The sequence below is a fragment of the Nocardioides anomalus genome, from assembly GCF_011046535.1.
Lineage (GTDB): Bacteria > Actinomycetota > Actinomycetes > Propionibacteriales > Nocardioidaceae > Nocardioides > Nocardioides anomalus.
The window spans coordinates 1,188,653-1,214,951 of the sequence record NZ_CP049257.1 but is presented as its reverse complement, the minus strand read 5'-3'; the positions used below and the strand labels follow the sequence as shown (position 1 = coordinate 1,214,951).

Annotated in this window: 23 protein-coding genes and 2 pseudogenes; 14 read left to right on the top strand and 11 right to left on the bottom strand. The window is 72.9% G+C overall.

The window, feature by feature from the left end; translation table 11 throughout:
- The first annotated feature begins 3 nt into the window (after positions 1-3).
- Together G5V58_RS06245 and G5V58_RS06240 are read left to right on the top strand one after the other, a co-directional pair.
- The gene (locus G5V58_RS06245) at positions 4-519 is read left to right on the top strand and encodes a hypothetical protein (RefSeq protein WP_165229918.1); all 516 of its coding nucleotides are present in this window, start codon (positions 4-6) and stop codon (positions 517-519) included.
- A 32-nt stretch (positions 520-551) separates the two neighbouring features.
- Positions 552-961 (top strand): annotated as a pseudogene (locus tag G5V58_RS06240) (DUF4439 domain-containing protein).
- 124 nt (positions 962-1,085) lie between these two features.
- Here G5V58_RS06240 and G5V58_RS06235 read toward each other — a convergent pair.
- Entirely contained in the window at positions 1,086-1,787 is a 702-nt protein-coding gene (locus tag G5V58_RS06235; protein ID WP_165229912.1) for an HAD family hydrolase, read from the bottom strand.
- A gap of 52 nt (positions 1,788-1,839) precedes the next feature.
- Here G5V58_RS06235 and G5V58_RS06230 point away from each other — a divergent pair, with 52 nt between their 5' ends.
- Positions 1,840-2,790 carry an aldo/keto reductase gene (locus G5V58_RS06230; protein ID WP_165238711.1) on the top strand — a complete coding sequence of 317 codons (951 nt, stop codon included), beginning with the start codon at positions 1,840-1,842 and terminating at the stop codon, positions 2,788-2,790.
- On the opposite strand, the gene G5V58_RS06225 is transcribed toward G5V58_RS06230, so the two are convergent.
- Positions 2,777-3,634 (bottom strand): alpha/beta fold hydrolase, encoded by an 858-nt coding sequence (locus tag G5V58_RS06225; protein WP_165229909.1) that lies wholly within the window; start codon positions 3,632-3,634, stop codon positions 2,777-2,779. The genes G5V58_RS06230 and G5V58_RS06225 overlap by 14 nt on opposite strands.
- 53 nt (positions 3,635-3,687) lie before the next feature.
- On the opposite strand from G5V58_RS06225, the gene G5V58_RS06220 reads away from it, so the two are divergent.
- Positions 3,688-4,338, top strand: a complete 651-nt coding sequence (locus G5V58_RS06220) for a TetR/AcrR family transcriptional regulator (protein ID WP_165229906.1) — start codon at positions 3,688-3,690, stop codon at positions 4,336-4,338.
- On the opposite strand, the gene G5V58_RS26335 is transcribed toward G5V58_RS06220, so the two are convergent.
- Positions 4,282-5,379: a glycine-rich protein gene (locus tag G5V58_RS26335; protein ID WP_165229903.1), complete on the bottom strand. Its 1,098-nt coding sequence runs from the start codon at positions 5,377-5,379 to the stop codon at positions 4,282-4,284. The two genes, G5V58_RS06220 and G5V58_RS26335, sit on opposite strands and share 57 nt — an antisense overlap.
- Positions 5,376-7,154, bottom strand: a complete 1,779-nt coding sequence (locus G5V58_RS06210; RefSeq protein WP_165229900.1) for a proline--tRNA ligase — start codon at positions 7,152-7,154, stop codon at positions 5,376-5,378. The genes G5V58_RS26335 and G5V58_RS06210 overlap by 4 nt, the downstream gene beginning before the upstream one ends.
- A gap of 83 nt (positions 7,155-7,237) precedes the next feature.
- Between G5V58_RS06210 and G5V58_RS06205 the strand changes: the two genes are divergently transcribed.
- The 3 genes from G5V58_RS06205 to G5V58_RS06195 all read left to right on the top strand — a co-directional run bounded on the left by G5V58_RS06205 (position 7,238) and on the right by G5V58_RS06195 (position 10,226).
- Complete coding sequence (locus G5V58_RS06205; RefSeq protein ID WP_165229897.1) at positions 7,238-8,158, top strand: hypothetical protein; 921 nt, start codon at positions 7,238-7,240, stop codon at positions 8,156-8,158.
- Between the two features lie 21 nt (positions 8,159-8,179).
- Positions 8,180-9,184 (top strand): hypothetical protein, encoded by a 1,005-nt coding sequence (locus G5V58_RS06200; RefSeq protein ID WP_165229894.1) that lies wholly within the window; start codon positions 8,180-8,182, stop codon positions 9,182-9,184.
- 61 nt (positions 9,185-9,245) lie between these two features.
- Positions 9,246-10,226, top strand: coding sequence for an SMP-30/gluconolactonase/LRE family protein (locus G5V58_RS06195; RefSeq protein WP_165229892.1), 981 nt, complete (start codon positions 9,246-9,248; stop codon positions 10,224-10,226).
- 8 nt (positions 10,227-10,234) lie between these two features.
- On the opposite strand, the gene G5V58_RS06190 is transcribed toward G5V58_RS06195, so the two are convergent.
- Positions 10,235-10,618, bottom strand: a complete 384-nt coding sequence (locus G5V58_RS06190) for a DoxX family protein (RefSeq protein ID WP_165229889.1) — start codon at positions 10,616-10,618, stop codon at positions 10,235-10,237.
- A 63-nt stretch (positions 10,619-10,681) separates the two neighbouring features.
- Here G5V58_RS06190 and G5V58_RS06185 point away from each other — a divergent pair, with 63 nt between their 5' ends.
- Positions 10,682-11,377 (top strand): DUF4328 domain-containing protein, encoded by a 696-nt coding sequence (locus tag G5V58_RS06185; protein WP_165229886.1) that lies wholly within the window; start codon positions 10,682-10,684, stop codon positions 11,375-11,377.
- On the opposite strand, the gene G5V58_RS06180 is transcribed toward G5V58_RS06185, so the two are convergent.
- From G5V58_RS06180 to G5V58_RS06170, 3 genes are all read right to left on the bottom strand, one after another.
- Entirely contained in the window at positions 11,374-12,219 is an 846-nt protein-coding gene (locus tag G5V58_RS06180) for a GNAT family N-acetyltransferase (RefSeq protein ID WP_165229883.1), read from the bottom strand. The genes G5V58_RS06185 and G5V58_RS06180 overlap by 4 nt on opposite strands.
- A 290-nt stretch (positions 12,220-12,509) precedes the next feature.
- Complete coding sequence (locus tag G5V58_RS06175; RefSeq protein ID WP_230487126.1) at positions 12,510-13,244, bottom strand: alpha/beta fold hydrolase; 735 nt, start codon at positions 13,242-13,244, stop codon at positions 12,510-12,512.
- A 48-nt stretch (positions 13,245-13,292) separates the two neighbouring features.
- Positions 13,293-13,811: an ester cyclase gene (locus G5V58_RS06170; protein WP_230487125.1), complete on the bottom strand. Its 519-nt coding sequence runs from the start codon at positions 13,809-13,811 to the stop codon at positions 13,293-13,295.
- Positions 13,812-14,112: 301 nt separating this feature from the next.
- Here G5V58_RS06170 and G5V58_RS06165 point away from each other — a divergent pair, with 301 nt between their 5' ends.
- From G5V58_RS06165 to G5V58_RS25595, 3 genes and pseudogenes are all read left to right on the top strand, one after another.
- On the top strand, positions 14,113-14,742 hold the full coding sequence (locus G5V58_RS06165) for a class I SAM-dependent methyltransferase (protein WP_165229878.1): 630 nt from the start codon (positions 14,113-14,115) through the stop codon (positions 14,740-14,742).
- Positions 14,684-15,589, top strand: a pseudogene (locus tag G5V58_RS26675) (nucleoside hydrolase); the annotation flags it as partial. The gene G5V58_RS06165 and the pseudogene G5V58_RS26675, both read left to right, overlap by 59 nt.
- Positions 15,590-15,719: 130 nt before the next feature.
- The gene (locus tag G5V58_RS25595; RefSeq protein ID WP_196240566.1) at positions 15,720-15,887 is read left to right on the top strand and encodes a Pr6Pr family membrane protein; all 168 of its coding nucleotides are present in this window, start codon (positions 15,720-15,722) and stop codon (positions 15,885-15,887) included.
- Between the two features lie 72 nt (positions 15,888-15,959).
- Here G5V58_RS25595 and G5V58_RS06155 read toward each other — a convergent pair whose 3' ends face one another.
- Positions 15,960-17,150, bottom strand: a complete 1,191-nt coding sequence (locus G5V58_RS06155) for an ROK family transcriptional regulator (protein WP_165229872.1) — start codon at positions 17,148-17,150, stop codon at positions 15,960-15,962.
- A 411-nt stretch (positions 17,151-17,561) separates the two neighbouring features.
- Here G5V58_RS06155 and G5V58_RS06150 point away from each other — a divergent pair, with 411 nt between their 5' ends.
- Both G5V58_RS06150 and G5V58_RS06145 read left to right on the top strand, forming a co-directional pair.
- Positions 17,562-20,090 carry a discoidin domain-containing protein gene (locus G5V58_RS06150; RefSeq protein WP_165229869.1) on the top strand — a complete coding sequence of 843 codons (2,529 nt, stop codon included), beginning with the start codon at positions 17,562-17,564 and terminating at the stop codon, positions 20,088-20,090.
- 367 nt (positions 20,091-20,457) lie between these two features.
- The gene (locus G5V58_RS06145; RefSeq protein WP_165229866.1) at positions 20,458-21,525 is read left to right on the top strand and encodes a glycosyltransferase family 4 protein; all 1,068 of its coding nucleotides are present in this window, start codon (positions 20,458-20,460) and stop codon (positions 21,523-21,525) included.
- Positions 21,526-21,573: 48 nt separating this feature from the next.
- Here G5V58_RS06145 and G5V58_RS06140 read toward each other — a convergent pair whose 3' ends face one another.
- Positions 21,574-23,739, bottom strand: a complete 2,166-nt coding sequence (locus tag G5V58_RS06140; RefSeq protein ID WP_165229863.1) for an amylo-alpha-1,6-glucosidase — start codon at positions 23,737-23,739, stop codon at positions 21,574-21,576.
- 180 nt (positions 23,740-23,919) lie between these two features.
- Complete coding sequence (locus G5V58_RS06135) at positions 23,920-24,786, bottom strand: MEDS domain-containing protein (RefSeq protein ID WP_165229860.1); 867 nt, start codon at positions 24,784-24,786, stop codon at positions 23,920-23,922.
- 323 nt (positions 24,787-25,109) lie between these two features.
- Between G5V58_RS06135 and G5V58_RS06130 the strand changes: the two genes are divergently transcribed.
- The gene (locus G5V58_RS06130; RefSeq protein WP_230487123.1) at positions 25,110-26,147 is read left to right on the top strand and encodes a helix-turn-helix transcriptional regulator; all 1,038 of its coding nucleotides are present in this window, start codon (positions 25,110-25,112) and stop codon (positions 26,145-26,147) included.
- Positions 26,148-26,299 lie beyond the last annotated feature (152 nt).

Sequence of the window (26,299 nt, the reverse complement as noted above, 5' to 3'; positions counted from 1 at the left end):
CGCGTGCCCGACCAGCCGCTCCTCCGTCGCCGCGCGGTGGTGACCGGGGCGGCCGGCCTGGCCGCGACGGTGCTCGCGGCCGGGTGCGACAGCGGCGACGACATCACACCGCCCGCGGCGAACGGTGCGGCCTCGACCAGCCCCTCGCCGATGGCCTCCGCGAGCTCCTCGGAACCGGCCGCGTCCGCCGACGAGACCCTGGTCGACGAGGTCCTGGCCCAGCTGGGCGGCGCGATCGGCGTGCTCGCCGGCGCCCGCCGGACACCGGCCCTGCGGGCCGCGGTCACCCCGGTCCTCAAGGCCCACCGCGCCCACGTCGCCGCGCTCGAGGCCGAGCCGGACGCGACGGCCACCGCGGCCGGCGGCCTGCGCGTGGTGCGCCAGAGCGAGCGGGCGCTCCAGGCGTTCCTGGCCGACGCCGCCGGCCGGGCCGAGAGCGGCGCCCTGGCCAGGCTGCTGGCCTCGATGTCGGCCTCGACCGCCCAGCACCTCACGAGCCTCGAGGCGGTGCCGGCGTGAGCGCCGGCGCGAGCGAGCTCGACGCCCTCCAGATGACGCTGGCCGCCGAGCACGCCGCCGTGTGGGTCTACGGCCTGCTCGGCTCGCGGACCTCGCAGACGGCCGAGGCGGACCTCTACACCGCCCTGCGCGCGGCGTACGACGCCCACCGCGCGCGCCGCGACACCCTCATCGGCGAGATCGCGGCCCTGGGCGGCACCCCCAGCCCGCCGCGCCGGCGTACACCCCGCCGCCGGGGCTGGACACCACCGACGGCAGGTACGCCGCGGCGCTGGCCCTGGAGCAGGCGTGCGCGGAGACCTACGCGGCCCTGGTGGGCGAGACGACCGGCGAGCGCCGGGTCGAGGCGATCGGCCTCCTGGACGACGCAGCGGTCCGCGCCTTGTCGTTCCGGGGAACTCCCGAGACATTCCCCGGAGCCGACGAGTACGCGGACCGCTGAAGCGAGAACCCGAGTTCCCGCCGTCGTCCTGAGCACCACTCTGCGCGACTGCGAGCCGGAGCGCGACACCGCAGCAGGTGCACAAACTCGCATTGCATGTTCTTGCAGAAGTGGCCCGGCACGGTCAGCCCCAGTGCCGGACCACCTCCGGCAGCTCGTCGACGCCCTGGATGACCGCGTCGGGCTCACCCTCGGTGTGGCCGACCTGCTCGGGCGGGATGGTGCTGTGCGGCAGGTGCACGGCGCGCAGGCCGGCGTTCTGGGCGCCCCACACGTCGTCGAAGAGCCGGTCGCCGACGTACACGCACCGGCCCGGGTCGCTCACCCCGACCGCGTCCATGGCCGCGCGGAAGGCGTGCTCGGAGGGTTTGGTCCACGCGATCTCGCTGGTGTAGACATCGCCGTCGAGCAGGTCCAGGACGCCGTCGCGCGCGAAGATCCGCTCGTGCCACGCCCGCGGCCAGATGGTGTTGGAGAGCACCCCCACCCTGATGCCGTCGGCCCTGAGCGCCTCCCAGGTGGGTCGCACGGCCGGGTCGGTGAGGGTGTGCGGCTCCCAGAACTCCCAGTACGCCGTGAGCAGCTCGGGGTCGTGCTCGAGCCCGGCCTCGGTGAACAGGTCCGCGACCGTGGCGCTCTGCTGGTGGTCGCGCGAGCGGCCCCAGATCAGCGACCCCGCAACGTGCAGGCGCTCACGGGAGACCTCGACGTCGTGGTCGGCGCCCACCACCGCCTGGGCCAGGGCCAGCGACTCCGCGTGGAAGTCGATGTCGTGCCAGGCGGTCAGCGTGCCGCCCCAGTCGAAGATCACGGCGTCGATCGGCATGGCCCGCAATGTAGGGCCGGCCACCGACCGGCCTAGATTCGTGGGCGTGGACATGACGCACCGCCCGCTGGGCGAGTCGGGGTTGATGGTGAGCGCGGTCGGGATCGGCTGCAACGCGTTCGGGCGCCGGGTGGACCCCGACGGCGTCGCGGCGATCCTGGACGCGGCCGAGGACGTCGGCGTCACCCTGCTCGACACCGCGGACATCTACGGCAGCCGACCCGGTGAGAGCGAGACGCTGCTGGGCGAGGCGCTCCTGGGCCGGCGCGACCGGTTCGTGCTGGCCACCAAGTTCGGCATGGACATGCAGGGCACCAACGGTGCCGACCACGGCGTGCGCGGCTCGCGGCGCTACGTCCGGCGCGCGGTCGAGGCCAGCCTGCGGCGGCTCCAGACCGACCACCTCGACCTCTACCAGCTCCACCAGCACGACGCGGTCACGCCGCTGGAGGAGACGCTGTCGGCCCTCGACGACCTGGTCCGCGAGGGCAAGGTGCTCTACGTCGGCTGCTCCAACTTCGACGGCTGGCAGGTCGCCGACGCCGCCTGGACCGCGAGCTCGGGCGGGCTCACGCCGTTCGTGTCGGTCCAGAACCGCTACTCGCTCCTCGACCGCACCGTCGAGGCCGAGGTGACCCCCGCCTGCGAGCGGTTCGGCCTCGGGATCCTGCCGTTCTTCCCGCTGGAGTACGGCCTGCTCACCGGCAAGTACCGCCGCGGCCAGGACGCGCCCGAGGGCTCCCGCGCCGCCCTCGACCCCGACCGCAGCGCCTGGCTGCGCGAGGCGGACTGGGACCGGATCGAGGCCGTCGAGGAGTACGCCGCCGCGCGCGACCTCAGCGTCCTCGACGTGGCCATCGCCGGGCTGGCCGCCCAGCCGGCGGTCTCCTCGGTCATCTCCGGCGCGACCCGTCCCGAGCAGGTCCGCACCAACGCCGCCGCGCTGCGGTGGGAGCCGAGCGCCGAGGACCTCGCCGAGCTCGACGAGGTCACCGGGCGCTGAGCCACCCGGCGATCTCGCCGGCCAGCCGCTCGGGCTGGTCCAGGGCCACGAAGGTCCGGGCGCCGGGGAACTCGACCAGCGTGGCGTCCGGGAACGCCGCGAGCAGCCGGTCCCGGAGCGCGTCGGTGAAGAACGGGTCGCCCGGCGCCCAGGCCAGCAGCACCGGCCGCGCCCAGCGACCGAGCCACTCCCCCGAGCCGACCAGCTCCCGGCCGGTCCACGCCCGCGCGAACGACGCCACGTCCCGGCGTACGCCGGCGTCGGTGAGGTAGGGCTGCACCCAGCCGCGGCTCTCCTCGGGCGCCAGCCGCCGGCGGACCAGCCAGCCGAACCCCAGCTTGCTGTTGCGCACCGCCGCGACGCGAGTCGCGCCGAGCACGGCGCGCATCGCGGCCGGGTGCCGGGCAAGGCGGAAAAGCCAGGTGAACGGGAACGGCGGGAAGGTGTCGAAGGCGTCGCAGTTGGTCAGCACCAGCGCGCCGACCCGGGCCGGGTCCTCGCTCAGCACCAGCTGGCTGACCCCGCCCCCGGTGTCGCTGCCGACCAGCACCACGTCGTGGAGGTCCAGCGCCTCGAGGAAGGCCAGCACCAGCCGGGCCAGCCCGCGCGGCGACAGGTCGGCGTCGGCGACCATCGGCAGGCGGTGCGAGGCCAGGGGCCAGGTCGGCGCGTAGGTCCGGTAGCCGGCGGCGGCCAGGCGCTCGGGCACGTCGGACCAGAGCGTGTCGTCGACCAGGAAGCCGTGCACGAAGACCACCGGCCGGCCGTCCTCAGGACCGGCGGCGCGGTACTCCAGCGGACCGGCGACCAGCTCGACCCGCTCGCGTGTCGTCTCCGTGACCATCTCGTCCTCCGCTATGTTGCGTACACGTTGTACGCAACTTACGGACAGGCTGTATGGAAAGCAAGCGCACCCAGGCCGAGCGGTCGGCGGCGACCCGCGCCGCCCTGCTCGACGCCGCGCGCCCGCTCTTCGCCGAGCGGGGGTACGCCGCCGTCGGCACCGACGAGCTCGCCCGGGCCGCGGGCGTCACCCGCGGGGCGCTCTACCACCAGTTCGACGGCAAGCTCGGGCTCTTCGCGGCCGTCTTCGAGGAGGTCGAGGCCGAGCTGGTCGAGCGCGTCGACGTGGCCTTCGCCGAGCTCTTCGCGAGCGACCCGCTGGCCGCCGTGCGCGCGGGGGTGGACGGCTGGCTGGCCGCCGCCCTGGATCCGGCCGTCCAGCGCATCGTCCTGCTGGACGCCCCCGCCGCGCTGGGCTGGGAGCGGTGGCGCGAGATCGGTCGGAGGTACGCCGTCGGGCTGGTCGAGGGCGCGGTGGCGGCGCTCATCGAGGTCGGCGTCTACCCGCCCCAGCCGGTCCGCCCGCTCGCCCACCTGCTGGTGGGCGCGCTCGAGGAGGGCACGCTCTACGCCGCGAGCGCGGCCGACCCGGCCAGCGCGACGGCCGAGGTCCGCGCCGCCCTCCACGCCCTCCTGGAAGGGCTGAGCTCAGTGCCGCTTCTTCCTGCGCACCTCGAAGCGGACGGTCGCCGGGGTGGGGTCTGACACCCCGGCCAGGACCGCACGCACCGCGAAGGTGTGCCGGCCCTTCTTCACCCTGAGCTTCGCGGGCGAGGCGCAGGGCGCGAAGGGCTTGGCGTCCAGGCTGCACTCGTAGGTCGCACCGGGGTTCGGGGACCCGAAGCTCACCTTGACCTTGGCCTTGCGCTGGTGGGTCGTCACCTTGCGACCCGGCGCCTTGCCGAGGGTCGTCTCGGGCACGGTCGTGGGCGGCGTCCAGGTGATCGACACCGACGCGGGACCCGTGGCGCCGGTGACCAGCAGTCGACTGGCGCCGACCGCGAACCCGCTCGAGCCGCCGCCACCGCCGGCGGCCGGGGCTCCCCCGGCGCCGCCACCGCCCCCGTAGAGCCCGCCGCCACCGCCGCCGCCCGCGTCACCGCCGGGGCCACCGGCCCCGCCGGTGCCGAGCTGGCCGGAGCCACCGGAGCCACCGCCCGGGCCGCCGGTGACCTGGCTCGCGCCGCCACCGGGGACGGCGCCGTTGATCCCGGGCGCGCCGGACGCGCCCGCTCCACCCCCGTCGACGTTCCCGGCGCCACCCGCGCCGCCGTTGAACGCCGAGCCTCCGCCCGCGCCGCCGCCACCGGCCGCCACCACCAGCCGCGACGGCAGGCTCGCGCCACCCTGCAGACGCGGCACGGTCCGGACGTCGCTGGCCCCGCCGCCGCCGGCACCGCGCTGGCCGCCCGAGGGCGCACTGCTGCTGCCGCCGCCGTTGAAACCACCGGCAACAGACGTCCCGGCGCCGCCGACCTCGACGTACAGCACCGCCCCCGGCGTCACCGGGACGGTGGCCGCCGCGGTGGCCCCGAGCCCGCCGCCAGGCCCGCCGCCCGCGGCGCCCGTGGCCACGACCTGGACCGCGGTGACCCCGGCCGGCACGACCCACTGCTGCTCGGCGCCGGTGTAGGAGAAGCGCACCGTCTGCGGCTCGGCCGCCCGCGCCGGCGCGTCCACGGTCGTCAGCCCTGCGACCACCAGGGCCGCGACGGCGGCCGCTGCGGTCCGGCGCAGGGCGCTCACGCCTTGACCAGCCGGACCACGTGGTCGACGACGCCGTCGACGGCCACGTCCTCGCGCTCGCCGCTGGCCCGGTCGCGGACCTCGACGGTGCCCTCGGCCAGGTTGCGGCCGACGACCATGATGGTGGGCACACCGATGAGCTCGGCGTCCTTGAACTTCACGCCGGGGCTGACCTTGGGGCGGTCGTCGTAGAGGACCTCCACGCCCTGGTCGGCCAGCTCGCGGGCGATCCGGTCGGCGGCGGCGAAGATCTCCTCGTCCTTGCCGGTGGCCACGAGGTGGACGTCGGCGGGCGCGACGTGGCGCGGCCAGCAGAGGCCGAGCTCGTCGAGGGTGCCCTCGGCGATGGCCGCGACCGCGCGCGAGGGCCCGATGCCGTAGGAGCCCATGGTCACGGTGACGAGCTTGCCGTTCTCGTCGAGGACCTGCAGGTCGAGGGCGTCGGCGTACTTGCGGCCGAGCTGGAAGATGTGGCCCATCTCGATGCCGCGCGCCGACTCCAGGACGCCGCCGTCGGTGTCGCCGCAGACCGGGCAGGGGTCGCCGTCGCGGACGTCGCCGACGTCGATGGTCCCGTCGCCGTCGAAGTCGCGACCCGCGACCAGGTCGAGCACGTGCGAGCCGCTGACGTCGGCGCCGGTCACCCAGGCGGTGCCCGAGACCACGCGGGGGTCGAGGAGGTAGCGGATGCCGGCCTCCTTCTTCTCCCCCAGCGCGCCGGGGCCGATGTAGCCCTTGGCCAGCGAGGGCCGGGCCGCGAACTCGGCCTCGGACATGGGCTCGAAGACCACGCCCTCGCCGAGCTTGCTCTCCAGCCGCTTGGCGTCGACGTCGCGGTCGCCGGGCAGCCCGATGGCGATCGCCTCGGTGGTGCCGTCGGGGTGGCGCACCGTGAAGACGACGTTCTTGAGCGTGTCCGAGGCGGCCCAGGGCCGGTCGGCGCGCGGGTAGGCCTCGTTGAGGTGGTCGACCAGGGTGTCGATGGTCGGGGTGTCGGGCGTCTGCTCGGCGTGGGCCGCGGGCAGGTCGTCGTACGGCGTGGGCGCGGGGGCGGGCGTCTCGACCGCCTCGACGTTCGCGGCGTAGTCGCAGCGCGTGCAGCGGACGTAGGTGTCCTCGCCGACCGCGGCCTTGGCCAGGAACTCCTCGGACTTCGAGCCGCCCATCGCGCCGGCCTCGGCCTGGACGATGACGTACTCGAACCCGAGCTTGTCGAAGATGCGCCGGTAGGCGTCGCGGTGCCTCTGGTAGCTCTCCTCGAGCCCGGCGTCGTCGACGTCGAAGGAGTAGGAGTCCTTCATCCGGAACTCCCGCCCGCGCAGCAGCCCGGCGCGGGGCCGCGCCTCGTCGCGGTACTTGGTCTGGATCTGGTAGATCACCAGGGGCAGGTCCTTGTAGGAGGAGTACAGGTCCTTGACCACGAGGGTGAACATCTCCTCGTGGGTGGGGCCGAGCAGGTAGTCGGCCTCCTTGCGGTCCTTGAGCCGGAAGATCCCGTCGCCGTACTCCGTCCAGCGGCCGCTCGCCTCGTAGGGCTCGCGGGGCAGCAGCGCCGGGAACAGCAGCTCCTGCCCGCCGATGGCGTCCATCTCCTCGCGGACGATGTCCTCGATCTTGCGCAGCACCCGCAGCCCCAGGGGCAGCCAGGTGTAGATCCCGGGCGCTGCGCGGCGGATGTAGCCCGCGCGGACCAACAGGCGGTGGCTCGGGACCTCGGCGTCCGCGGGGTCGTCACGCAGCGTGCGCACGAACAGGCTGGACATCCGCAGGATCATGCGGAGAAGGGTACGGGCGCGGGGCGGGTCGGCCCGAACCGGTTTCCGGACAACCACCGCCCCCGTCCGGGCGTCCCACCCGTGTGCCCCCGCTCCTCGTCGCCCTGCTGCTGACGCTGCCCGCCCCGGCCGCGCCGGAGGTGCGCCTCGACCTGCACCTCGACCGCGGCCCCGCGCCGGCCGTGGCGCACGTCGAGGGGACCACGGTGGTCGACGGCCACCGCCGCATCCCGGTCGAGGCGTCCGACGTGCAGCTCGTCGGCCCGAGCGGCACGTGGTACGTCGTGGTGGCCGACGGCACGCGGGTGCAGCGGGTCGCCTCGCACGGCCGGGTCACCGACCTGGGCGCCACCGACGGCGACCCGGTCCGCCTGTCCGTCGACGGCTCGCAGGTCGCGGCCACCGTCGCCGGGTCCGGCCGGACGACGCTCACCCTCCGGTCCGCGGTGACCGGCGCAGAGGTCGGCGAGCGGTCGCTGCGCGGCGCGGTCACCGCGCTGGACGTCGACGCGGGCCGGGTCGTGGCGAGCGGACCGCGGCGGACCCTGGTGTGGAACGCCGTGAGCGGCCACACCCGCGTCGTCAGCCGCCGGCCGGCGTACGCCGCGAGCTTCGGGCACGACCTCGTGGCGCTCGAGGGACGTCGACTGGCCGAGGGCTCCTGCACGCGACTGGTGCGGCTCAGCACCGGCGCCGAGCACTGGACCTCGTGCACGGACTCCCTGCTCTCCTTCGGGCCGGACGCGAGCCGCTGGGTCACGACGGCGGCCTACCAGGACGGTCCGACCAGCCGGGTCACCCTGCGCGACGGCACCGGCCGGGAGCTGGCCCGCTACCGGCTCGCCGGCGGTCTCCAGCTCGACGAGCTGCGCTGGGAGGACGTCGACACCGTCCTGCTCCGGGCCAGTGGCCCCCAGGCGAGCGTGTGGTTCCGCTGCGTCGGCGCCGACTGCGAGCTGGCCGGCCCCGTCTCTGCGAGGCTGGGCGCCTCGTCCGCCCACTGACCCCAGCACCGAGAGGAACCCGTGCGCCCGCTCCCCGGCCTCCGGCCCGCCGCGCTGCCCGCCGCCCTGCTCGCTGCCCTGCTCGCGGCGCTGCCCGTCGTGCCGTCGGCCCCCGCGTCGGCCGCCGGCCGCGAGGTCGTGCTCACGCCCACCAGCGTCGGCCGCGGCCCCGACATCACCTCGCCGCACGTCGACATCGACGGCCGGACCGTCGTCGACGGCACGGTCCGGTTCCCCGTCGTCGCCGAGCGGGTGGTACTGCTCGGGAAGGCCGGCCTTGCGTCGTACGTCGTGGCCACGTCGAACGACCAGGGCGGCGGGGGCCGGGTCTGGCGCTACGCCGCCGACGGCACCGGGGTGCTGCTGGCCAAGGCCGGCCTGGAGCGGGTCGTCCTCGCCGGCGACGCCGCCACCCTGGTGGTCAGCCGGCCCGAGCGGCGGACCGGGCGCTCCACGATCACGGCGTACGACGTCGCGACCGGCGCGGTGCGGGCGCAGCGCGAGTTCGGCGACCACGCGATCGCCCTGAGCGCGCAGGACGACCGGGTGGTCCTCGGCGGCACCCGGAAGACCCGGCTCTGGACCACGAGCACCGGCACGGTCGGGACGCTGGCCCGCGACCCCGGCTACTTCGCCGACCTCGCCTCGGACGTCGTCGCGACCTTCACCCAGGACCCCTACGACGGCGGCTGCTCCGAGCTGCGTCGGGTCAGCAGCGGCGCGCTGGTCTGGCGCTCGTGCCGGCAGCGGGTCTTCTCCGTGAGCCCCGACGGCTCGCGGCTCGCGACCCAGGACATCTTCATCGACTTCCCCGGCCCGCCCGTGGTGGACGTGCGCACGATCACCGGCACCAAGATCGCGCGCTACAGCGTGGTCACCTACTCCTTCGGCACCATCGCCTGGGAGTCGCCCACGGCCCTGCTGCTCGAGGTGGTGCGCGACCACAAGGGCTACGTGGCGCGCTGCACCGGCACGTCGTGCGAGCGGGCGACGGAGTACTACGACGCGAACCCCTCTCAGGTGTAACCGATCCGCTCCGCCGGGCGTCTACGTCCACGGACCCGCACGCACGACGAAAGGACGCCCGATGCGCCCGCTCCCCCGCCCCTCCCGCCCCCTCCGGCTCGTCGTCGCCGCCGCCCTGGTGGCCCTGCTGCCGGCCGCGCCGGCGACCGCGAAGCCCTCCGTCTCGCTCACCCCGGGTGCGCTCGACCGCGGCCCCGACGTCGCGGTCCCCCACCTCGACGGCCACACCGTCGTCGACGGCACGGTGCGCGTGAGCGTGGCCGGCGCCCAGGTCCGGCTGCTCGGCACGTCCGGCGCGGCGTACGTCGTGGGGACGGCGAGCGAGCGGGGCGGGCACGGCCGGATCTTCCGCGTCACTGCCGACGGCACCAGGACGCTGCTGGCCAAGGCGCACCCGTTCATGGCCGTGCTCTCCGGCGACGGCGCCACCCTGGTCACCACCCGGACCGGCCGGACCGCGGCGAGCACCATCACGGCGTACGACGTCGCGACCGGCGCGCAGAAGGCGCAGCGGGTCTTCCGCGACTACGCGGTCGCGCTCGACGCGCAGGCCGACCGGGTCGCGCTGGGCACCACCAAGAAGACCCAGCTCTGGACCACCACCGGCGACACCGTGGCGACGGTCTCGCGCGATCCCGGCTACGTCGCCGACCTGGCCCACGAGATCATCGGGACCTTCACCAAGGACCCGTACGACGGCGGCTGCTCCGAGCTCCGCACGATCGCCACCGGTCAGCTGCTGTGGCGCTCGTGCACCGAGCAGGTCGCGGCGTTCAACGCCGACGCCACCCGGATCGCCACCATCTCGATCCTCTCCGACGGTCCGGGCCCCGGCCGGGTGGACGCCCGCACCGTCTCCGGACAGCACCTGGGTCGCTACCAGGCCCAGGGCTACATCGGCGACATCACCTTCGAGACGCCGACCGCCCTGCTGCTGGAGGTCAACGGCCGCCGCAAGTCGTTCACCGCCCGCTGCACCGACGCGACGTGCGAGCGGGCCAGCGACCTGCGCAAGGCCGTGCCCCTGCGCTCAGCGGCCTGACGCCACCCTCACCGCGAGGCCGAGCGCGGGGCCGAGCGCGCGGCCGCGACCGCGGCCCGCACCATCGGCACCTGGAGCGGCAGGCGGCCCCAGGCCACGGCCTGGAACGCCGGGCTGGAGGACCGCCTGCTGTCCAGCGCCATCTGCCAGTTGCCCGGCCACACGCCGAGCAGCAGCGCGGCGCTGGCCCAGCCCGCCGCCCGGCGGGTGCGCGGCACGACCAGGCCGACCGCGCACGCCAGCTCGGCGACGCCGCTGCCGAGGATGACCTCGCGGCGCGCCGGCACCCAGGCCGGCATGAGCGGCTCGAAGACCTGCGGGCGGACCAGGTGGACCAGCCCGCTGCCCGCGAAGCCCGCGGCGAGCAGTCGCGCTCCGAGTGGTAGAGACATGTGGTGCAACCTAGCCCCGGGTGGGGTAGGACGTGCGTGGGGACGAAGCCTTGGGGGGCCGACATGTCGCACACGCACCCGCCGCACGCAGCCGCGGCGTACTACCCGACCGGCGGGCCGACCGCGGGCGGGCCACGGGACCTGACCGCGCTCGGCGTGCTCGCCTTCGTGAGCGCCGCCGTCGCCACGGCCTGCACCTGCGCCTCGGCGATGGTGCTCGGCCGCGCGGCGCGCATCCGCTCCGAGCAGGGGCTGGACGCGCTCGACTGGAGCCTGGGCGTCTACTACGCCGGCGCCGTCCTCGGCGCGATCAGCCTGCTCGCCGGCTGGGTCACCGGCTCGCTGTGGCTGCACCGCGCCCGCGCCAACGCCATCGCCCTCGACCCCGACCGACCACAGCCGCTCGGCGGCGGCTGGGCCTGGGGCGGCTGGCTGACCCCGGTCCTCGCGCTGTGGTTCCCGCTCAAGATGGTCCGCGACGTCCGGCGCGCCACCACGCCGCGCGCCTCCGCCGGCCTGCTCGGCTTCTGGTGGGCACTGTTCCTGGCCACCGAGATCGGCCTCTGGGCGTCGTTCAACCTCCAGGGCGACGCCCTGGCCCGCTTCGACCACGCCGCCACCGCCCACCAGATGTCGGTGATGACCGCGGCCGTCATGGTCGCCGCCCTCGCCGGCTGGGGCGAGGTGCTCCGCGCGGTGACCACCGAGCAGCACGCCCGGATGTACGCCGCGCCGCCGCCGGTCCCGAGTGCGGCCTAGAACATCACCGTCGAGAACCGCGCCGACTCCCGGAACCCCACGCGCTCGTAGGCCCGCCGGGCCGGCGTGTTCCACTCGTTGACGTACAGCGACACCGTCGGCGCGATCTCGCGCCGCACCAGGTCCACCACCGCGGCCATCCCGCTGACGGCCAGGCCCTCGCCCCGCCGTTCCCGGGGCACGAACACGCCCTGGATCTGCGCGGCGTACGGCGACGCGCACGCCACCTCCGCCTTGAACACCAGCTCCTCGCCCTCGAACCGCGCGAACGACCAGCCCCGGCTGATCAGCTGCTGCACCCGCGCCCGGTAGAGCTCCGCCCCACCGCCCGTCTCCGGCGACACCCCGACCTCCTCGGTGTACATCGCCACGCACGCCGGGTAGAGCAGCTCGAAGTCCGCTCGCGTCGTGCGCCGCACGTCCGGGTGCGCCTCCACCGAGGGCGCGCCGTCGATCTGCAGGTGCGGCTGGCGCCACCGCAGCTCCCGCGGCCGCCCCCACGACGACGCCACCGTGTTCCAGAAGACCTCGACCGCCTCGTGCGGCCCCACGATCGTCGACACGCTCCGGCTCCGCGTCAGCGCCCGCTCCGCGAACGCCCGCGCGTCGTCCGCCGACGCCTCCACCGGCACCAGGTTGGCCCCCACGTGGCATGCCGCCACCAGGTCGCCCCCCTCGAAGCGCCCCCACATCTCCCCGCCCAACCACCGCGGCTCCAGGTTGGTCGTGCGCGCCCGGTGATCCGCGAACACGTTCACCACCGGACTCCGCGAGGTCAGCGCCAAGAACGCGTCCAGGTCGGCCACACCCAGAGGGCGGACGCCGTGACGCGTGGTGAGCACGGCGTGAGCCTACGACTTCGTCGCGGCTCCCCCTGCCCACACCACGCGTCACGGCGTCCGCCCTCTGGGTGTGGCCGACCTGGACGCGTTCCCGGCGCTGACCTCGCCCGGCGAGTCGGGTCGTGACAGCCCGGGACGATCCCTTGGTCCGCGGTCTGGGGATCGTGGCGACCGACAGTGAGGTTTCAGCAGCGTCGCCTGTCCGGATCGACCGAGATCCGGACGCAAGCCTGCTGCGTCACTCCGCCGCTCAGCGGACGCGTCCGGACCGCCGGAGAGAGCAACGGACCTCAGGCAGTGCTGTTGAGGATCAGCTGGGTCGCTTCGATCGGGGCATCCCACTGTGGAAAGTGACCGCACCGCTCGAACCAGTGCAGGACAGCGTCGGGGAACAGCTCCGTGGCACGCGTGGCCTGTCTCGGCACCGTCACCAGGTCACGACGACCCCAACCGATCGTCACCCGCCCGGGGGCTGTGCCTGCCGGGGCTCCCTGTTGCTTGGGCCCTTTGGTCAGAGCGTCCAAGGCAGCGCCGGTCGATGGGGAGTCGGCCAGCCCGCGGACGTCCGGCAGAACGGTCTCGCGCGTAAGCGCCCATGGGCGCGCCGAGAGCTGTGCGAGAAGGAGAGTCCGTCCCGCAGCACTGCCGAGCAGGGCTGGCAGCATGCCGCGCAGCGCCCGGACCAGAGCGATCGACGGTCGGAGGGTGGCGCCGAAGACGACGAGCTCACGGTCACTCCAGAAGCCGCCCGGGTCCAACGCCACAGTGTCGCCGCCGACGCCCCGCCGCGCGAGCTCGAGCACGATCCGACCGCCCATCGACTGGCCGACGGTCGAGACCCCGTCCAGACCCTCGTCGCGGATGAAGTCCGCGACGGAGTCCGTCAGGGTGGCGATCGAGACCTCGCCGGTCAACGGCGGCGTTTCTCCGAACCCCGGCAGGTCGACGGCGATCACCTCGTGGTGCTCGGCCAGCTCATCGAGGATCGGGGCCCAGGACCGCCACCCAGCGCCCAGGCCGTGCACGAGTAGCAGCGGGCTGCCGCTCCCTCGCCTTACGTGGTTCAACCTCACTCAGTTGACCCCGAGCTGGGTGAGGATCCCGACCTCGTCGGTGCTGCCCCAACGTTCGGTCAGCTTGCCGTCGGCGAACTTGCTGATCTGCAGGCCGCGGACCTGGACCGACTTGCCGGTGGCTTCGTGCCCTCGGAAAGGTCCTTCATGGGTGCCGGTGAGGGTGTAGGCGAACGCAACCTGGTCGTCGTCGGCGACCAGGTTCTCGACCTCGATGTGAAGATCGGGGAAGGCGGTGCGCATCTCGGTGAAGAACTGCTTGTAGCCCTCCGGTCCGGGCTGTTGCCCCGGTGCCGGGTCGTGGTCGACGCTGTTCGGGTCGACGAGGCCGTCGAAGGCATCGAGGTCGCCGGTGTTGACGGCCTCGCCGAAGGCTTCCTGGGCCGCGATGTTCGTCTTCTTGTCGAACATGAGTTCCTCTCCCATCCGTGGACTGGATTGTGCGGATGCACTCGGGGAGTGGGACCAGGTGGTGGTTGCGCAGACCACCTGGTCGCCATCCCGTGCGTCGACGGTCATGGACGCGCCCACCTCGTCGAGAGGGGGCGAGCGCGTCCGGCCAAGCCTCACGTTCATGAGCGCCGCTGCTCCTCGGGGTAACCGCAACCGTCAGGGACATGCGACCCACCGCTACCGGAGGCCGTCCACGCGTGTCGCAATCCGTGCGCCGACGGGGCGTCACACCGCCGCGCATGAGGCACCGCGACCACCCGGATCTGCCGCGATCAGCGCGCCGATGTGCCGCTACCCGGACGCACCGGTCTGCCGATGGACACATGGACGTCTTCCCACACCAGCGGGTCCGCCCGATACTGCGGGAGTGGGTCTCGCGCAGCAGTTCGGTCGCCCCTCAGGCGTACTGGGCGCCGTCGTCGGTCGCGGCATGGCGAAAGGGAACGCCGCACTGAGCCGTTGGGTCGTCGACCGGGTGGCCGCTCATCTCGGACGTGCGCCCGAACGCATCGCCGAGCTCGGGCCCGGCCCAGGGGTCGGGCTCGAGGCACTGCTCGCCACGTTCCCCGACGCGCAGGTGTGGGGCGTCGACATCTCCTCGGTCATGCTCTCGCAGTCGCGAAAGCGCAATCGAGCAGCAGTGGAAGCAGGGCGGTTGACCCTGCTCGAGGGCGGGGTCGACGCGGTGCGTGCCTGCGCTCCCGCGGACCTCGTGATGGCGAACCACGTCCTCTACTTCTGGACGGACCCGGTCGCCGACCTCGTCGCCCTCCGCTCGTTCCTGCGACCCGGGGGCGTCCTCGCCCTGGGCTACCAGCTCCGACCCCACATGCCGGCGATGGCCCAGAAGCGCTTCCCCGCCGCGGGCCACCGCCTCTACGAGACAGAGGAAGACGTGACCTCCGTGGCCGTCGCAGGTGGTTTCACCTCCGTCGTGCATGAGGTCGAGGGGACGCGGGAGGCGCCGGAAGGGCGCATCATGTTGGCGACCGCCTGACCTCAGGTCGCTGTTCCCCAACCGGATCTGCCCCGACCCGGGCGGTCCGACGGGGAGAGTCTCGGCCGCACGCGGCGCCGAGCGGTCGCTGCTCGTCGTGGCGCGAGCTGAGCGACGCCCCCGGTCATCTTCTCCAGGACGCTGTCGCTCGTGCTGTGAGGATGGCTGGGTGACGCAGCAGACCAGGGTGTTGCTCGATGTCGACACCGGGATCGACGACGCGCTGGCCCTCCTCTACGCGACGGCGACGTCGCGGCTCGATGTCGTCGGAGTGTCAGCGGTGGTCGGGAACGTGCCCGTCGACGTAGGCGCTCGCAACACTGCGGCGGTGTTGGCCGCGGTCGGCAAGGCCTCGATCCCTGTTGCGGCCGGCGCGGCTTCTTCGACCGAGGGCAACGGTCCTCGCCTCGGGCCGACCAACCACGGTCCCGACGGTCTCGGAGGTGTGCGGGTGGGAGCGCCCGGGCCGGTGGGCGAGCCGCACCCGGACGCGATGCGGCTCTTCGACGTGCTGACGTCTGATCGTCCGGTCACGGTGGCCGCCTGCGCTCCGCTGACGAACGTCGCGCAGTACACGTCGCGCCCGGGCGCCGAACGGGTGGTGCTGGTCGGCGGCGAGCCGGTCGTCGAGGACGAGCCGGAGTTCAACGTGGGACAGGACCCGGCTGCTGCGGTCGCGGTGCTCGAGGCGGGCCTGCCGACGACGGTGTACCCGGTCGATCTGTTCGACACGGTCGTCGCTTCGCCGGCACTCGTCGCGCGGATGCAGAGCGCGCGCACACCTGCGGCCCGTCTCGCGGGTGAGCTGCTCGGAGTCCGCCGCGGCCACGTGCTCGGTGACGCCGGCGCACTGGTATTCCTGACCCACCCTGAGCTGTTCGAGGTCACCACGTCCCGCATGGCCGTCGTGGACCGGCGGTTGGTCCCGATCGCGGCCTCGCAGGCTGGGTTCGTCGTCGACCTGGTCGTCGCAGTGCATGATCCGCGGGGCGGCCACCGGCTTCTACCCCTACCCGTTCTTCAACCCCCACCACGTCGGCGGCTACGGCGGGGTCGCGGCGTACTGCGCAGTCCTCCTGCTCGCCTTCGTCGCCCTGGCCTTCGTGGTCCGCCTGCTCGGCGCGCGAGGCACCAGGAGGACCTGACCGTCCACCCGGCCGGGCTGCGCACCAGCCACCTGCCGGCTGGTGACGGATCCCGCAGAGTCAGTGCCGCGGTCAGCCGGGTTCCGCGACCTCGGACAGCCGGATGCCGGACCGCGAGGCGGCGAGCAGTGCTGCTCCGAGCGCCTCGGCGCGAGAGCCCAGCTCGGCACGGACGATCTGGACGTCGTGGTTGGCCACCGGAGGGAGGGCCTGGTCGAGGGCCTGACGCGCGGCCACGAGCAGGGCCTCGCTGGACTCCGGCCGGGCGGTGAGGTCACCACCGACCACGACCAGGCTCGGGTCTGCGATGGTGCACACCCCGGCCAGGGCCTTGCCGAGCACGTCGCCGGCGTCGGTGAGCAGGCGCAGCGCCCCCCGGTCACCGGCGTCCGCCAGGTCGAGCAGGGTGCCGACGCCGGCCTCGAGGCCCCTCGTGTGCGAGAGGGCCGAGACCAGAGCCCGCTTGCTCACGACCGTCTCGAGACAGCCGCGAGCCCCGCACCGACAGATCTTGCCGTCGCGGACGACAGGGAGGTGGCCGAGCTCCCCGGCGGTCCCCGACGCACCCGTGTGCAGGCGACCGCCGAGGACCAGACCGCAACCGACCCCCTCGCCCAACATCACGTACACGAGGTCGTCGACAGCGGTCCCGGCGCCGAGGCGCCACTCGGCGAGCGCGCCGAGCGTCGCGTCGTTCCCGATGTGGACCGGGAGCCCGGTCCGCTCGCCCAGGACGCCGGCGATGTCGACACCGCCCCAGTCCAGCAGCATCGGCGGCGACGCCAGCGCACGCGAGTCGACCACCGGCGCGGAGACGGCCACCCCTACGGCGAGCACCCGGACCCGGTCGACGTCCGCCGCCGCGAGCAGCTCGGCCGTGCTCCGGGCCAGCTGGTCCAGGGACGCTGCCGGCTCGTGGTCGACGTCGAGGAAGTGGCGCTGCTGCATCAGCATGGTCCCGTCCAGGGACGTGAGCACCACCCGCAGGTCGGCGTGGCCGAGGTGGATCCCGACCAGCGATCCGGCTCGGGGTGCCACACCGAGGGCCACGGCCGGCCGGCCGCCCGCGCCCGACGCCTTGGTGCCGAGCTCGACCAGCACCTCGGCCTCGATCAGGTCGGCCACGAGCGTCGAGACGGCAGAGGTGGACAGGCCGGTCACCCGCGCCACGTCGGCCCGGCTGCACCGTGGCCTCGACTGCACCGCAGCGACGACGGCTTGCCGGTTGCGACCGCGCAACGACTCCCGACGTCCCGTGGTCACGCGGCAAGCGTAGTGGCCTCCGTTAGTCCTTCAAAGGACAAACAAGCGGTAAAGACGTCGCTTGTTCGTCCTTGACGCAGCGCGCGCCCGGCCCTACGTTCTGAGAGCCACGTCACACTCGGACCCGGGTGGTGGACCTGGTGCCCTACTCGGAGCGCACCCCTGCGCGCTATCTCGGAGCAGCCTCATGGTGAGCAGTCCTCGCCGACCCGTCGGCACATCCACCGGTCTCAGCCCTCGCGGCGAACCCCCTCGCGGCGAGCCCCCTCGCCGCGACCGGCGTCGTGGGCCTCTCGGCCACCGCACCACCCTCGACACCCGCGGCCCCGGCCGGCGCGGCGTCCTGTCTGTCGTCGCACCCGGTCCCACTCGACCGTCTGCGTTCCCTACCTCCCACCCGAGGGGAATCTGATGAAGAAGGTGTCATCCGTCCTGCTGGCGTCCGTGGGGTCGCTCGTCCTCGCGGGCTCCCTGTTCACCACCGGAGCCGACGGCCACGAAGCAGCGAGCAGCGCGGGGAGGAGCGAGGCGAGCAGCGTCACCAAGGCCGTCGAGACCACGATCCCCGCGTCGGCTCCGAAGGCCCCGTCGCCCCAGGCCCCGGCCGCGCCCGCAGGAACGCTGCCGGTGGGGCCCTCGGGGAAGTCGGTCGTCCAGAACCCGACCACCTACACCAACCCCATCTCGCTCACCCAGGGTTCGGAGCGGATCCTGACGGCCGGCGAGCCCGTCATCAAGATCTTCGACGGTGACTACTACCTGTTCACCCGGGGCAGGAAGGGCTACTGGTGGTCATCTGACTTCAAGGACTGGAACTACGTCGACGCGCCCAACCTGCTCGGCGGGATCGTCGGCATGACCGAGATCGACGGCAAGCTGTACAACTACGCCGGCAACACCAACAACCGGGTGATGACGACCGACGACCCCAAGACGGGGATCTGGTACGACGCCGGCACGTTCTCCAGCAACAACTACGGCGACGCCAGCATGCTCTACGACGAGGACACCGGCCGGCTGTTCATGTACTACGGGTGGTCGCAGATCCTGGGCATCCGCGTGGTCGAGCTGGACAAGCACACGTTCAAGGAGATCAGCAAGCCTCAGGTCGTGCTGTGGGGCGACCCGCACAACCACGGCTGGGAGACCCGGTACTCGGAGGACCTGATCTTCCCGTACTTCACCGACAGGGAGTACCGCCCGCAGGAGTACGGGTGGACCGAGGGTCCGCACCCGCTGAAGTACAAGGGCAAGTACTACGTCCTGTACTCCTCCATCGGCCTCGAGTTCGCCTCCTACGCGCAGGGCGTGTACGTGGCCGACGACCCGATGGGTCCCTACAAGTACGACGAGCACAACCCGCTGACCCGGATGGTGTCGGGCTCCGCGCCGGGCGCGGGCCACGGCAGCTTCTTCCAGGACAAGCAGGGCAAGCTCTGGACCATCGCCATGGTGGCGTTCACCCAGAACGGCGGTGCCGGCAACACGCTCATGTCGCTGTTCCCCACCGACGTCGACAAGCAGGGCGTGATGCACGGGGACGTCGAGTACGGCGACTACCCGCAGTACCTGCCAGGGGTCAAGAAGAACCCCATCAAGGACAACTTCACGGGCTGGACGCTGCTGTCGCTGAACAAGAAGGTCGAGACGTCGTCCACGCAGGTCAACTACTGGCCGGCCCTGGCGGTGGACGAGAACGGCAAGTCGTTCTGGAGCGCCCAGACAGGTGATCCGGGCGAGTACCTGACCGTCGACCTGGGCAAGGAGAGCGACATCCGCGGGATCCAGACCCAGTGGGACAAGGCCGGCGCTCGTGGGACCGGGGCGATCCCCCGCTACGAGTCGTACACCGTCCAGGTCTCCAGCGACAACCAGAACTGGACCACGGTCATCGACAAGAGCAACAACCCGCAGGACCTGCAGAGCGACTACGTCGAGCTCCCCACGGCCGTGACGGGGCGCTACGTGCGACTCACCAACGTGTTCACGCCCGACAGCGGGAAGTTCGCCGTGAAGGAGTTCCGCGTCTTCGGCAACCCCGGTGCGTCGACCTTCACCAAGGTGCCGAAGGGTCAGGTGATGGCGGTTCGCAACCAGGTCGACCGCCGCCGGGCCGACCTGCTGTGGCAGCCGGTGGAGGGCGCCGAGGGCTACGTGGTGCGCTACGGCATCGAGCCCAACAAGCTGTACCAGAGCGAGATGGTCTACGGGAAGAACTCCCTGGCCATCAAGAGCCTCAACGTCGACCCGGAGTACTACTTCCAGGTCGAGGCCTTCTCCAGCGGTACGCCTCGTTACGTGGAGAACCCGTTCGAGACCCGAGGCCGAGGCGCTGAGCTCGACTTCACCCGGCAGCCGACTGGCGGGGCGAGGACCACGGAGAAGGTGATGACGTACGAGACCTACGGGAGGGACGAGAAGTACGTCTTCGACAACGTCACGCCCGGCACCTACACGCTCAAGCACACCTACGGCGTCGGCATCTGGGGCCCGCAGGAGCTGACGGCCGATCAGCTGATCGGCACCGGGACCAAGCCCACCTACACCGCTCTGAACCTGACGCAGTTCGGCAACGGTTCGACGCAGTGGGGAACCATCGAGGTGCGGGTGTACCCGGGTGCGACGAGTGGACGGGTCGAGGTGACCTTCCACTACACCGATGACACCTCCGGGCCCACCGTCACCGTCAAGAACGGGCCCGGCGAGACCTCCGGCAACGCCACCGACGGCTACCAGCAGGTCTCGTACAAGCTGTTCGACAAGAGCAAGGTGGACAAGGTCGTCATCAACGGGGTGACCAAGGACCTGACCGACAACCAGTACTCCGACGTCAACTTCATCAAGCCGGGCGTCTTCGGAGCGCAGCTCGGCGACAACACCATGGACGTCTACGACGCCATCGGTCAGGTGACCACGCTCCACTTCACCCTGGTCCCCTGACGACACTCGTGGCCCCGGCCACGACCGGCTGACGCGGTGGCGTCCACCCACGGGTGGGCGCCACCGTCCTTTGCTGACCCCTCGCCCGACCAGCCCGCCGCTGCGAAGGCGCCTCGTCAGGCGAGCCGGGGTTCGTGGTGGCGCGTCGACCGTGGACCTGGGCGACCCGTCGATCCGCGCCCAGCGCCGCGGTCCGCGCGAGTCGGCCTCCGCCTGTGCCGCTCCCCCGCGCGAGGCTGCGGCCAGCACGCTTGGAAGACGCCGAGAATCGGTCGCCCTGCCGATGGCAGACGCGCGTCTCGCAGCGGTGCCATGTGCCTGTCGACGGACCCACCGGTGGTCCGGCCACCGCTCCGAGGAGGGCTCCATGCGCATCGGCCTCATCGCCCCACCGGTGATCCCGGTCCCGCCGCCGGCCTACGGCGGCACCGAGGCCGTGATCGACCGGCTGGCGCGGGGCCTGGCCAGAGCGGGCCACGAGGTGCTCCTGGCGGCTGCGGCGAACAGCTCGTGCCCGGTGCCTCGCGTGGCCGGCACCAGTGTGGCTGACCGGAACGCACCCGCGTGCTCCGGCACGATCGGCGAGCTGCGTCACGTCATCACCAGCTACGCCGCGATGGGCGACGTCGACGTCGTGCACGACCACACGCTGACCGGGCCGCTGTACCGTCGCCCGGCGTCGGGAGCACGGGTGGTGACCACGGCCCACGGCCCCTTCGACGCCACCTTGGGCCCGGTGTACCGGGCGATGCGTGACGTACCCCTCCTGGCCATCTCGCACCACCAAGCCGCGTCCGCTCGAGGCGTCGACGTGGTGGGCGTGATCCACCACGGCGTCGACCTCGACTCCGTCCCGGTCGGCCGCGGGGACGGCGGGTACGCCAGTTTCCTGGGACGGATGTCGCCCGAGAAGGGGCCGCGGGAGGCGGCGCTCGTCGCCCGTGCGGCCGGGGTCCCGCTGCGGATGGCGGCCAAGCTCCGCGAACCGGCCGAGCAGGAGTACTTCGACGCCGCGGTCCGACCCCTGCTGTGCTCGGACGTCGAGTTCGTCGGGGAGCTCGGGTACGCCGAGAAGCTGGAGCTCCTCGGATCCTCCTTCGCCCTGCTGAACCCGATCCAGTGGGCCGAGCCGTTCGGGCTGGTGATGGCCGAGGCGCTGGCGACGGGCACACCCGTCGTCGCCACGCCGGTGGGCTCGGCGCCCGAGCTCGTCCAGGACGGGGTCACCGGACACCTGCGCCTTGGGACCGGAGCACTCGCCGCGGCCCTGGTGGACGCGCCTCGGCTCGACCGCGCAGTGTGCCGGGCCGCTGCGGTGAGCAGGTTCAGCAGCGACCGGATGGTCGCCGACCACGTCCGGGTCTACGGGAGGATCCTGAGCAGGGCCGCTCCGGGATCGCGTGCGGTCGCCGAGCCGGTGGTCGGCACCGCGTGACACCGCGAGGCCGGCGCCGGTCGGGGTGGTGGCCGATCGGCTACCTGCTCACCCACCGCGGGTCTGCCCGCGGGACCAGTTGTGGTGGACGGTCACCTCGGGTGGCGTCCCCTCGACCACGACCGAGTCCCCGTCGATGCTCAGGTCGATGCGGGCCTCCCCCAGCGCGACGCCCTCCACGCGCAACGGGGTGAACGCCGGCGGCAGGACGGGATCGACCCAGAGCTCGTGGTCAGGCAGCTCGGGATCGAAACGGAGCAGGGTGCGGATCAGGTGGATGGGTGCGGCCGCCGCCCAAGCCTGCGGCGAGCACGAGGTCGGGTACGCCACCGGCTCGTCGTACTCGTCCCGATCGAAGCCGCAGAACAGCTCGGGCAGGCGGCCGCCGAATCGTTGCGCGGCCTCGAGCAGCGCCTCCGCCACCCGTTGCGCCTGCGCCACGAAGCCGTAGCGCAGGAGACCCGCCACGATGAGGGCGTTGTCGTGGGGCCACACCGACCCGTTGTGGTAGCTCACCGGGTCGTAGGCACCCATGTCGCTGCTCAGCGTGCGGATCCCCCACCCGCTGAACATCTCGGGCGACAACAACCGCTCGGCGACCAGGGGCGCCTTGTCCTCGTCGACGATGCCGCTCCAGAGGCAGTGCCCCATGTTCGAGGCGCACGCGTCCACCGCACGCTTGTCCCGGTCCAGGCCCAGGGCGAACCAGCCGCGGTCGCCCAACCAGAACCGCTCGTTGAACGCGGCCCGGAGGGCATCGGCTCGGGAGTCCCACTCCCGCGCGACGTCCTCGGCCTGCACCGCGCGAGCCAGGCGGGCCCGCGTGCGGTAGGCGTCGTAGACGTAGCCCTGGACCTCGCACAGCGCGAGCGGCGCCTGCGCCGGCTGCCCGTCGGCGAACGTGATGCCGTCCCAGGAGTCCTTCCACCCCTGGTTGGCCAGCCCCCGTTCGCTGGTGCGCTGGTACTCCACGAAGCCGTCGCCGTCCCGGTCGCCGCTGCGCAGGACCCACTCCAGGGCGCGGTCGGCGTGGGGCACCAGCTCCGCGACCTCCCGCGGGTCGGCCCCCCACCGGGCGAGCTCCCCCAGGAGCACGACGAAGAGGGGCGTGGCGTCGACCGACCCGTAGTAGACGCTCCCGCCGCCGAGGGCCAGCCCCGACTCCACCCCCAGACGGACCTCGTGGAGGATGCGCCCCGGCTCCTCTTCGGTGAGCGCGTCGGCGACCCGGCCCTGGTGCCGGGCGAGGGTGCGCAGCGTGCCCAGCGCCAGGCTGCGATCGACCGGCAGCGCCATGTAGGCGGTGAGCAGGGAGTCCCGGCCGAACAGGGCCATGAACCACGGTGCACCCGCAGCCACGGCCGCGAGGGAGTCGTCGCCGGGCCCGAAGATCCGGAGCGCACCCAGGTCCTGCTGGCTGCGTCGCAGGACCCGCTGGAGGCCGTCGTGCCCGGTGGTCGCGATCGGTGTGGACGCCTGCCAGCGCTCCCGGCGCCGGGCCGGGAGTGCGGCCCGGAGCGGGCGGCCGAGCGGGAAGGACGGCTCGAGCTCCTCCCCGTCCACGACCGGGTGGGCCTGGAGCGACGTCCTCCACTCCCCACGGGCCGGGACGACGACGTCGTACCCGACGCGTCCGACTGCGTGGCCGAGGCTGTCGCCGGCACAGGAGATCGTGGCCAGAGCGGCACCGGGGGCCAGCACGACGACGCCACGGCGCTCGTCGCGCCACCTCCTGTCCACGAGCAGTCGATCGCCCCGCTTCTGGACGCTCCGCTCACCCTTGGCCTGGACACGCCGCTCCTTGACCTCGAACAGGTCCGCGAAGTCGGCGTCGACGACCACCGTGACCGTGCAGGTGACCGGCTCTCCCGCGAGGTTGCGGATGACCACGTCCTCGCGCAGCCCGCTCCCGACCCAGCGGTCGCGCTGCACCAGGAGGTGCGTGTCGGTGCGGCCGCCCCGTCTCGGCACCCGTCCCAGGAAGGTGCCGCGGTAGGGCTCAGGCGTCAGGGCGGCGAGGGGCTCCGGCGCCGAGCCGTCGACCTGCAGGTCCCAGCGCGACAGGATCCGGGTGTCGCGGAAGAACACCCCGTTCGGCTCGGTTCCGAGGAGGTCGCCACCGGAGGTGGAGAGGCAGAAGCAGGAGCCCTCCACGAGCGTCACCGATCCGGCCGCGACGTGCGTCGGCTCCACCTCGGGCGTCCAGACGCTCACACCTCGGCCCTCCGGTCCTCGCCGCGTCGAGGGACTCCTCAGCAGGTCCGGCGGCCCTCGCGCTCCCCCTCCACGCTGAACGCGCTCGACGACGCACCGCAAGTGGCCGTCCTGCCGATGGAGCGGACCCGACCACGCCGTGCACGTCCGCGGGCGGCGACCAGCTGGCGAGCTCGGCCCTCAGACCCCGTGCTTCATCGCCAGCACCGTGAGCTCGACTCGCGAGTGGATGTCGAGCTTGGCGTACATGTGCTTGAGATGGGCGTCCACGGTGTGACGAGAGATGTAGAGCTGGTCCGCGATCGCGCGGTTGGTCAGTCCCCCGGCGACGCACGAGACCACCCGGTGCTCCGCGTCGGTGAGCGTCGTCCACCTGCGCGCGATCCGCTCCTCCTCGTCTACCTGCGCCAGGACCGCCGGCTCGCCCGTCGTCGCGATGACGAGGGGAGCCGACGCGTGCTCGGCGGGAGGCACGAAGTGCGGGTCGTCGATCATGGTCCGGGCCAGCAGGACCCGGGGGTGGGTACGCAGCACCTCGACCAACATCTCGACCCCGAACTTCTGCAGGTCGTACAGGCACATCAAGATGCAGGGCGACTCATCGACCAGGTGGTTGAGCGCGGACTCGTAGCGGAACAGCTCGGTCCACCCGGGGGGGCGGGGCAGCACCCAGGACATCTCCCCGGCGGCGCGGAGGAGCTCGAAGCCGTCGTCGAGCGCAGCGTCCACGCTCTTGCCGAGGAAGCTCGTCATGCGGTCGACGCTGAACTCCCCCGCACGCAGGTAGCTGTCCGTCGCCCGGTGGACCTCGAGCTGCGCCGAGCGCCGGGAGTGCTCCGGGCCGGGCTGTCCTACGACGAGGTCACGGACCAGCGCTGGATCGACGTCGTCGATCAGGCACAGGCACTTGTCGCCGTGCTGGAGGCCCTCGTCGAGGAAGGGGAACAGCAGTCGGTCGCGCTCGGCCGGCCCTGAGTAGAGCGCACAGAAGTGCGCTCCTGGGTGCACACCGCCCACACCGGGGACACCAAGACGCAGACTGTTCATGGTCGCCCGCGTTCCGTCCGTGGTCGCCAGTCGCTCTGGTCTTCACGACACTACTCGCACCGACGCGGACTGTCTGTACCCGCAGGACCGACAGGTACCAGAACACGTGATGCGGAGCCGCGCGGATGACGCCTAGCGTTGCTGCGACAGGCGCACCGCCCCCTGGCACCGCGATCACGGAGACCCTGGCCCAGAGACGTTCTCCGCCACCACGCACGGGTCGACCACCCCGGCCGGGGATCGTTGTGCCCACCCCACGGATGGACCGATGGACCAGACCCCCACATTCCGAGCCACGCTCGCCGCCTATCGGCGGAGCGGGCGTGGCTGAAGCACTCGGGACCGGCATGGCGAGCGTCGCGGCGTCCTCCGCCCCGCTCCCGAGGAGGGCACGGGCCCTGCTGGACGCCCTGCGGTCGGCGGTCCCCTTCGACGCGGCGTGGCTCGCCCTGTCCGACTCGGTGTCCGGCACGTACGTCCCGCTGGCCAGCGTCGGGCTCGGGCAGCACGTCCTGCACTTCCTCCGCGGCCCGGCGTTCGCGGGTGACCTCGCGACGACGGGTGCCGACCGGGACCGACCACCGATGAGCCGCTCCGACCTGCCGTACCCGGCCGAGCGGCTCGCGACGTGGTCCGACTGCCTCCTACCGGCTGGCATCCAGGAGTCCCTGACCATCGCCCTGTTCACCCCCTCGGGGCGTCGGGTCGGCCTCGTCGCACTCTTCTCCAAGAGCAGCTGCGCGCCGGCACGGACACCACGTCGACGTCTCATGGCCCTGGCCCACCTCCTCACGCTCGGCATCGACACGACACCGTGCCTGCTCGCGACCGCCCGCCTGGTCCGCGGGGCCACGGCCGGCCGCGTGCTCCGGACCGACGGCGGGACCGAGCCGCTGCCGGGCCTGCGGGACGACCCCCTCCTCGCCCCGGGCTCCGCCGTGGTCGCCGCCGCACGTGGCCTGGGCGGCGAACTTCCGTACTCGTCCTTCCTGTGGCCCCTGGGAGACCGGTACGCCGCCGACGGGCACGTGCGAGTGACCGTGGTGACCGCACCCACCGACGTCCCGGCACACCTGGCCGGCGTGGCTCTGGTGTCGCCCGCTCCGCACCTGCGCGACCTCACGCCTCGTGAGCTCGAGGTCCTCGGCCTGCTGGTCGACGGGTGCTCCAACCACGAGATCGCGCGGACGCTGGTGGTGGCGCCACGCACCGTGGCCGCACACGTCGAGCACGTGCTCGTCAAGCTTGACGCCACGACCAGAACCCTGGCCGCGGTGCGCGCGGAACGCGCGGGCCTGTACGTGCCCTCCCTCCCGCAACCGTCCGGCCAGCACGCCGTCGGTGGTCACCGTGCGCCGTAGCCGACGAGCAGCGCACGGGTCGTCGTGCCCAGGGGCAGAGCGTCGCCCCCGCCCTCCGGTGGGACCGCGGTGAGGGCGGCGTCCGAGGGCGACGACCTGACGGTCCTGGTGGCGGGCGCTCTGCATCTGGTCCCTCGTGCCGAGCACGCCAG

What these genes read in the sequence shown, in the direction of transcription:
- G5V58_RS06190 (WP_165229889.1), bottom strand. Translation starts at nt 10,618, where the DNA reads ATGTCTCTACCACTCGGAGCGCGACTGCTCGCCGCGGGCTTCGCGGGC.
- G5V58_RS06145 (WP_165229866.1), top strand. Translation starts at nt 20,458, where the DNA reads ATGCGCATCGGCCTCATCGCCCCACCGGTGATCCCGGTCCCGCCGCCG.
- G5V58_RS06195 (WP_165229892.1), top strand. Translation starts at nt 9,246, where the DNA reads ATGCGCCCGCTCCCCCGCCCCTCCCGCCCCCTCCGGCTCGTCGTCGCC.
- G5V58_RS06150 (WP_165229869.1), top strand. Translation starts at nt 17,562, where the DNA reads ATGAAGAAGGTGTCATCCGTCCTGCTGGCGTCCGTGGGGTCGCTCGTC.
- G5V58_RS06185 (WP_165229886.1), top strand. Translation starts at nt 10,682, where the DNA reads ATGTCGCACACGCACCCGCCGCACGCAGCCGCGGCGTACTACCCGACC.
- G5V58_RS06225 (WP_165229909.1), bottom strand. Translation starts at nt 3,634, where the DNA reads ATGGTCACGGAGACGACACGCGAGCGGGTCGAGCTGGTCGCCGGTCCG.
- G5V58_RS06230 (WP_165238711.1), top strand. Translation starts at nt 1,840, where the DNA reads ATGACGCACCGCCCGCTGGGCGAGTCGGGGTTGATGGTGAGCGCGGTC.
- G5V58_RS06235 (WP_165229912.1), bottom strand. Translation starts at nt 1,787, where the DNA reads ATGCCGATCGACGCCGTGATCTTCGACTGGGGCGGCACGCTGACCGCC.
- G5V58_RS06135 (WP_165229860.1), bottom strand. Translation starts at nt 24,786, where the DNA reads ATGAACAGTCTGCGTCTTGGTGTCCCCGGTGTGGGCGGTGTGCACCCA.
- G5V58_RS06170 (WP_230487125.1), bottom strand. Translation starts at nt 13,811, where the DNA reads ATGACCGTCGACGCACGGGATGGCGACCAGGTGGTCTGCGCAACCACC.
- G5V58_RS25595 (WP_196240566.1), top strand. Translation starts at nt 15,720, where the DNA reads ATGATCCGCGGGGCGGCCACCGGCTTCTACCCCTACCCGTTCTTCAAC.
- G5V58_RS06210 (WP_165229900.1), bottom strand. Translation starts at nt 7,154, where the DNA reads ATGATCCTGCGGATGTCCAGCCTGTTCGTGCGCACGCTGCGTGACGAC.
- G5V58_RS06220 (WP_165229906.1), top strand. Translation starts at nt 3,688, where the DNA reads ATGGAAAGCAAGCGCACCCAGGCCGAGCGGTCGGCGGCGACCCGCGCC.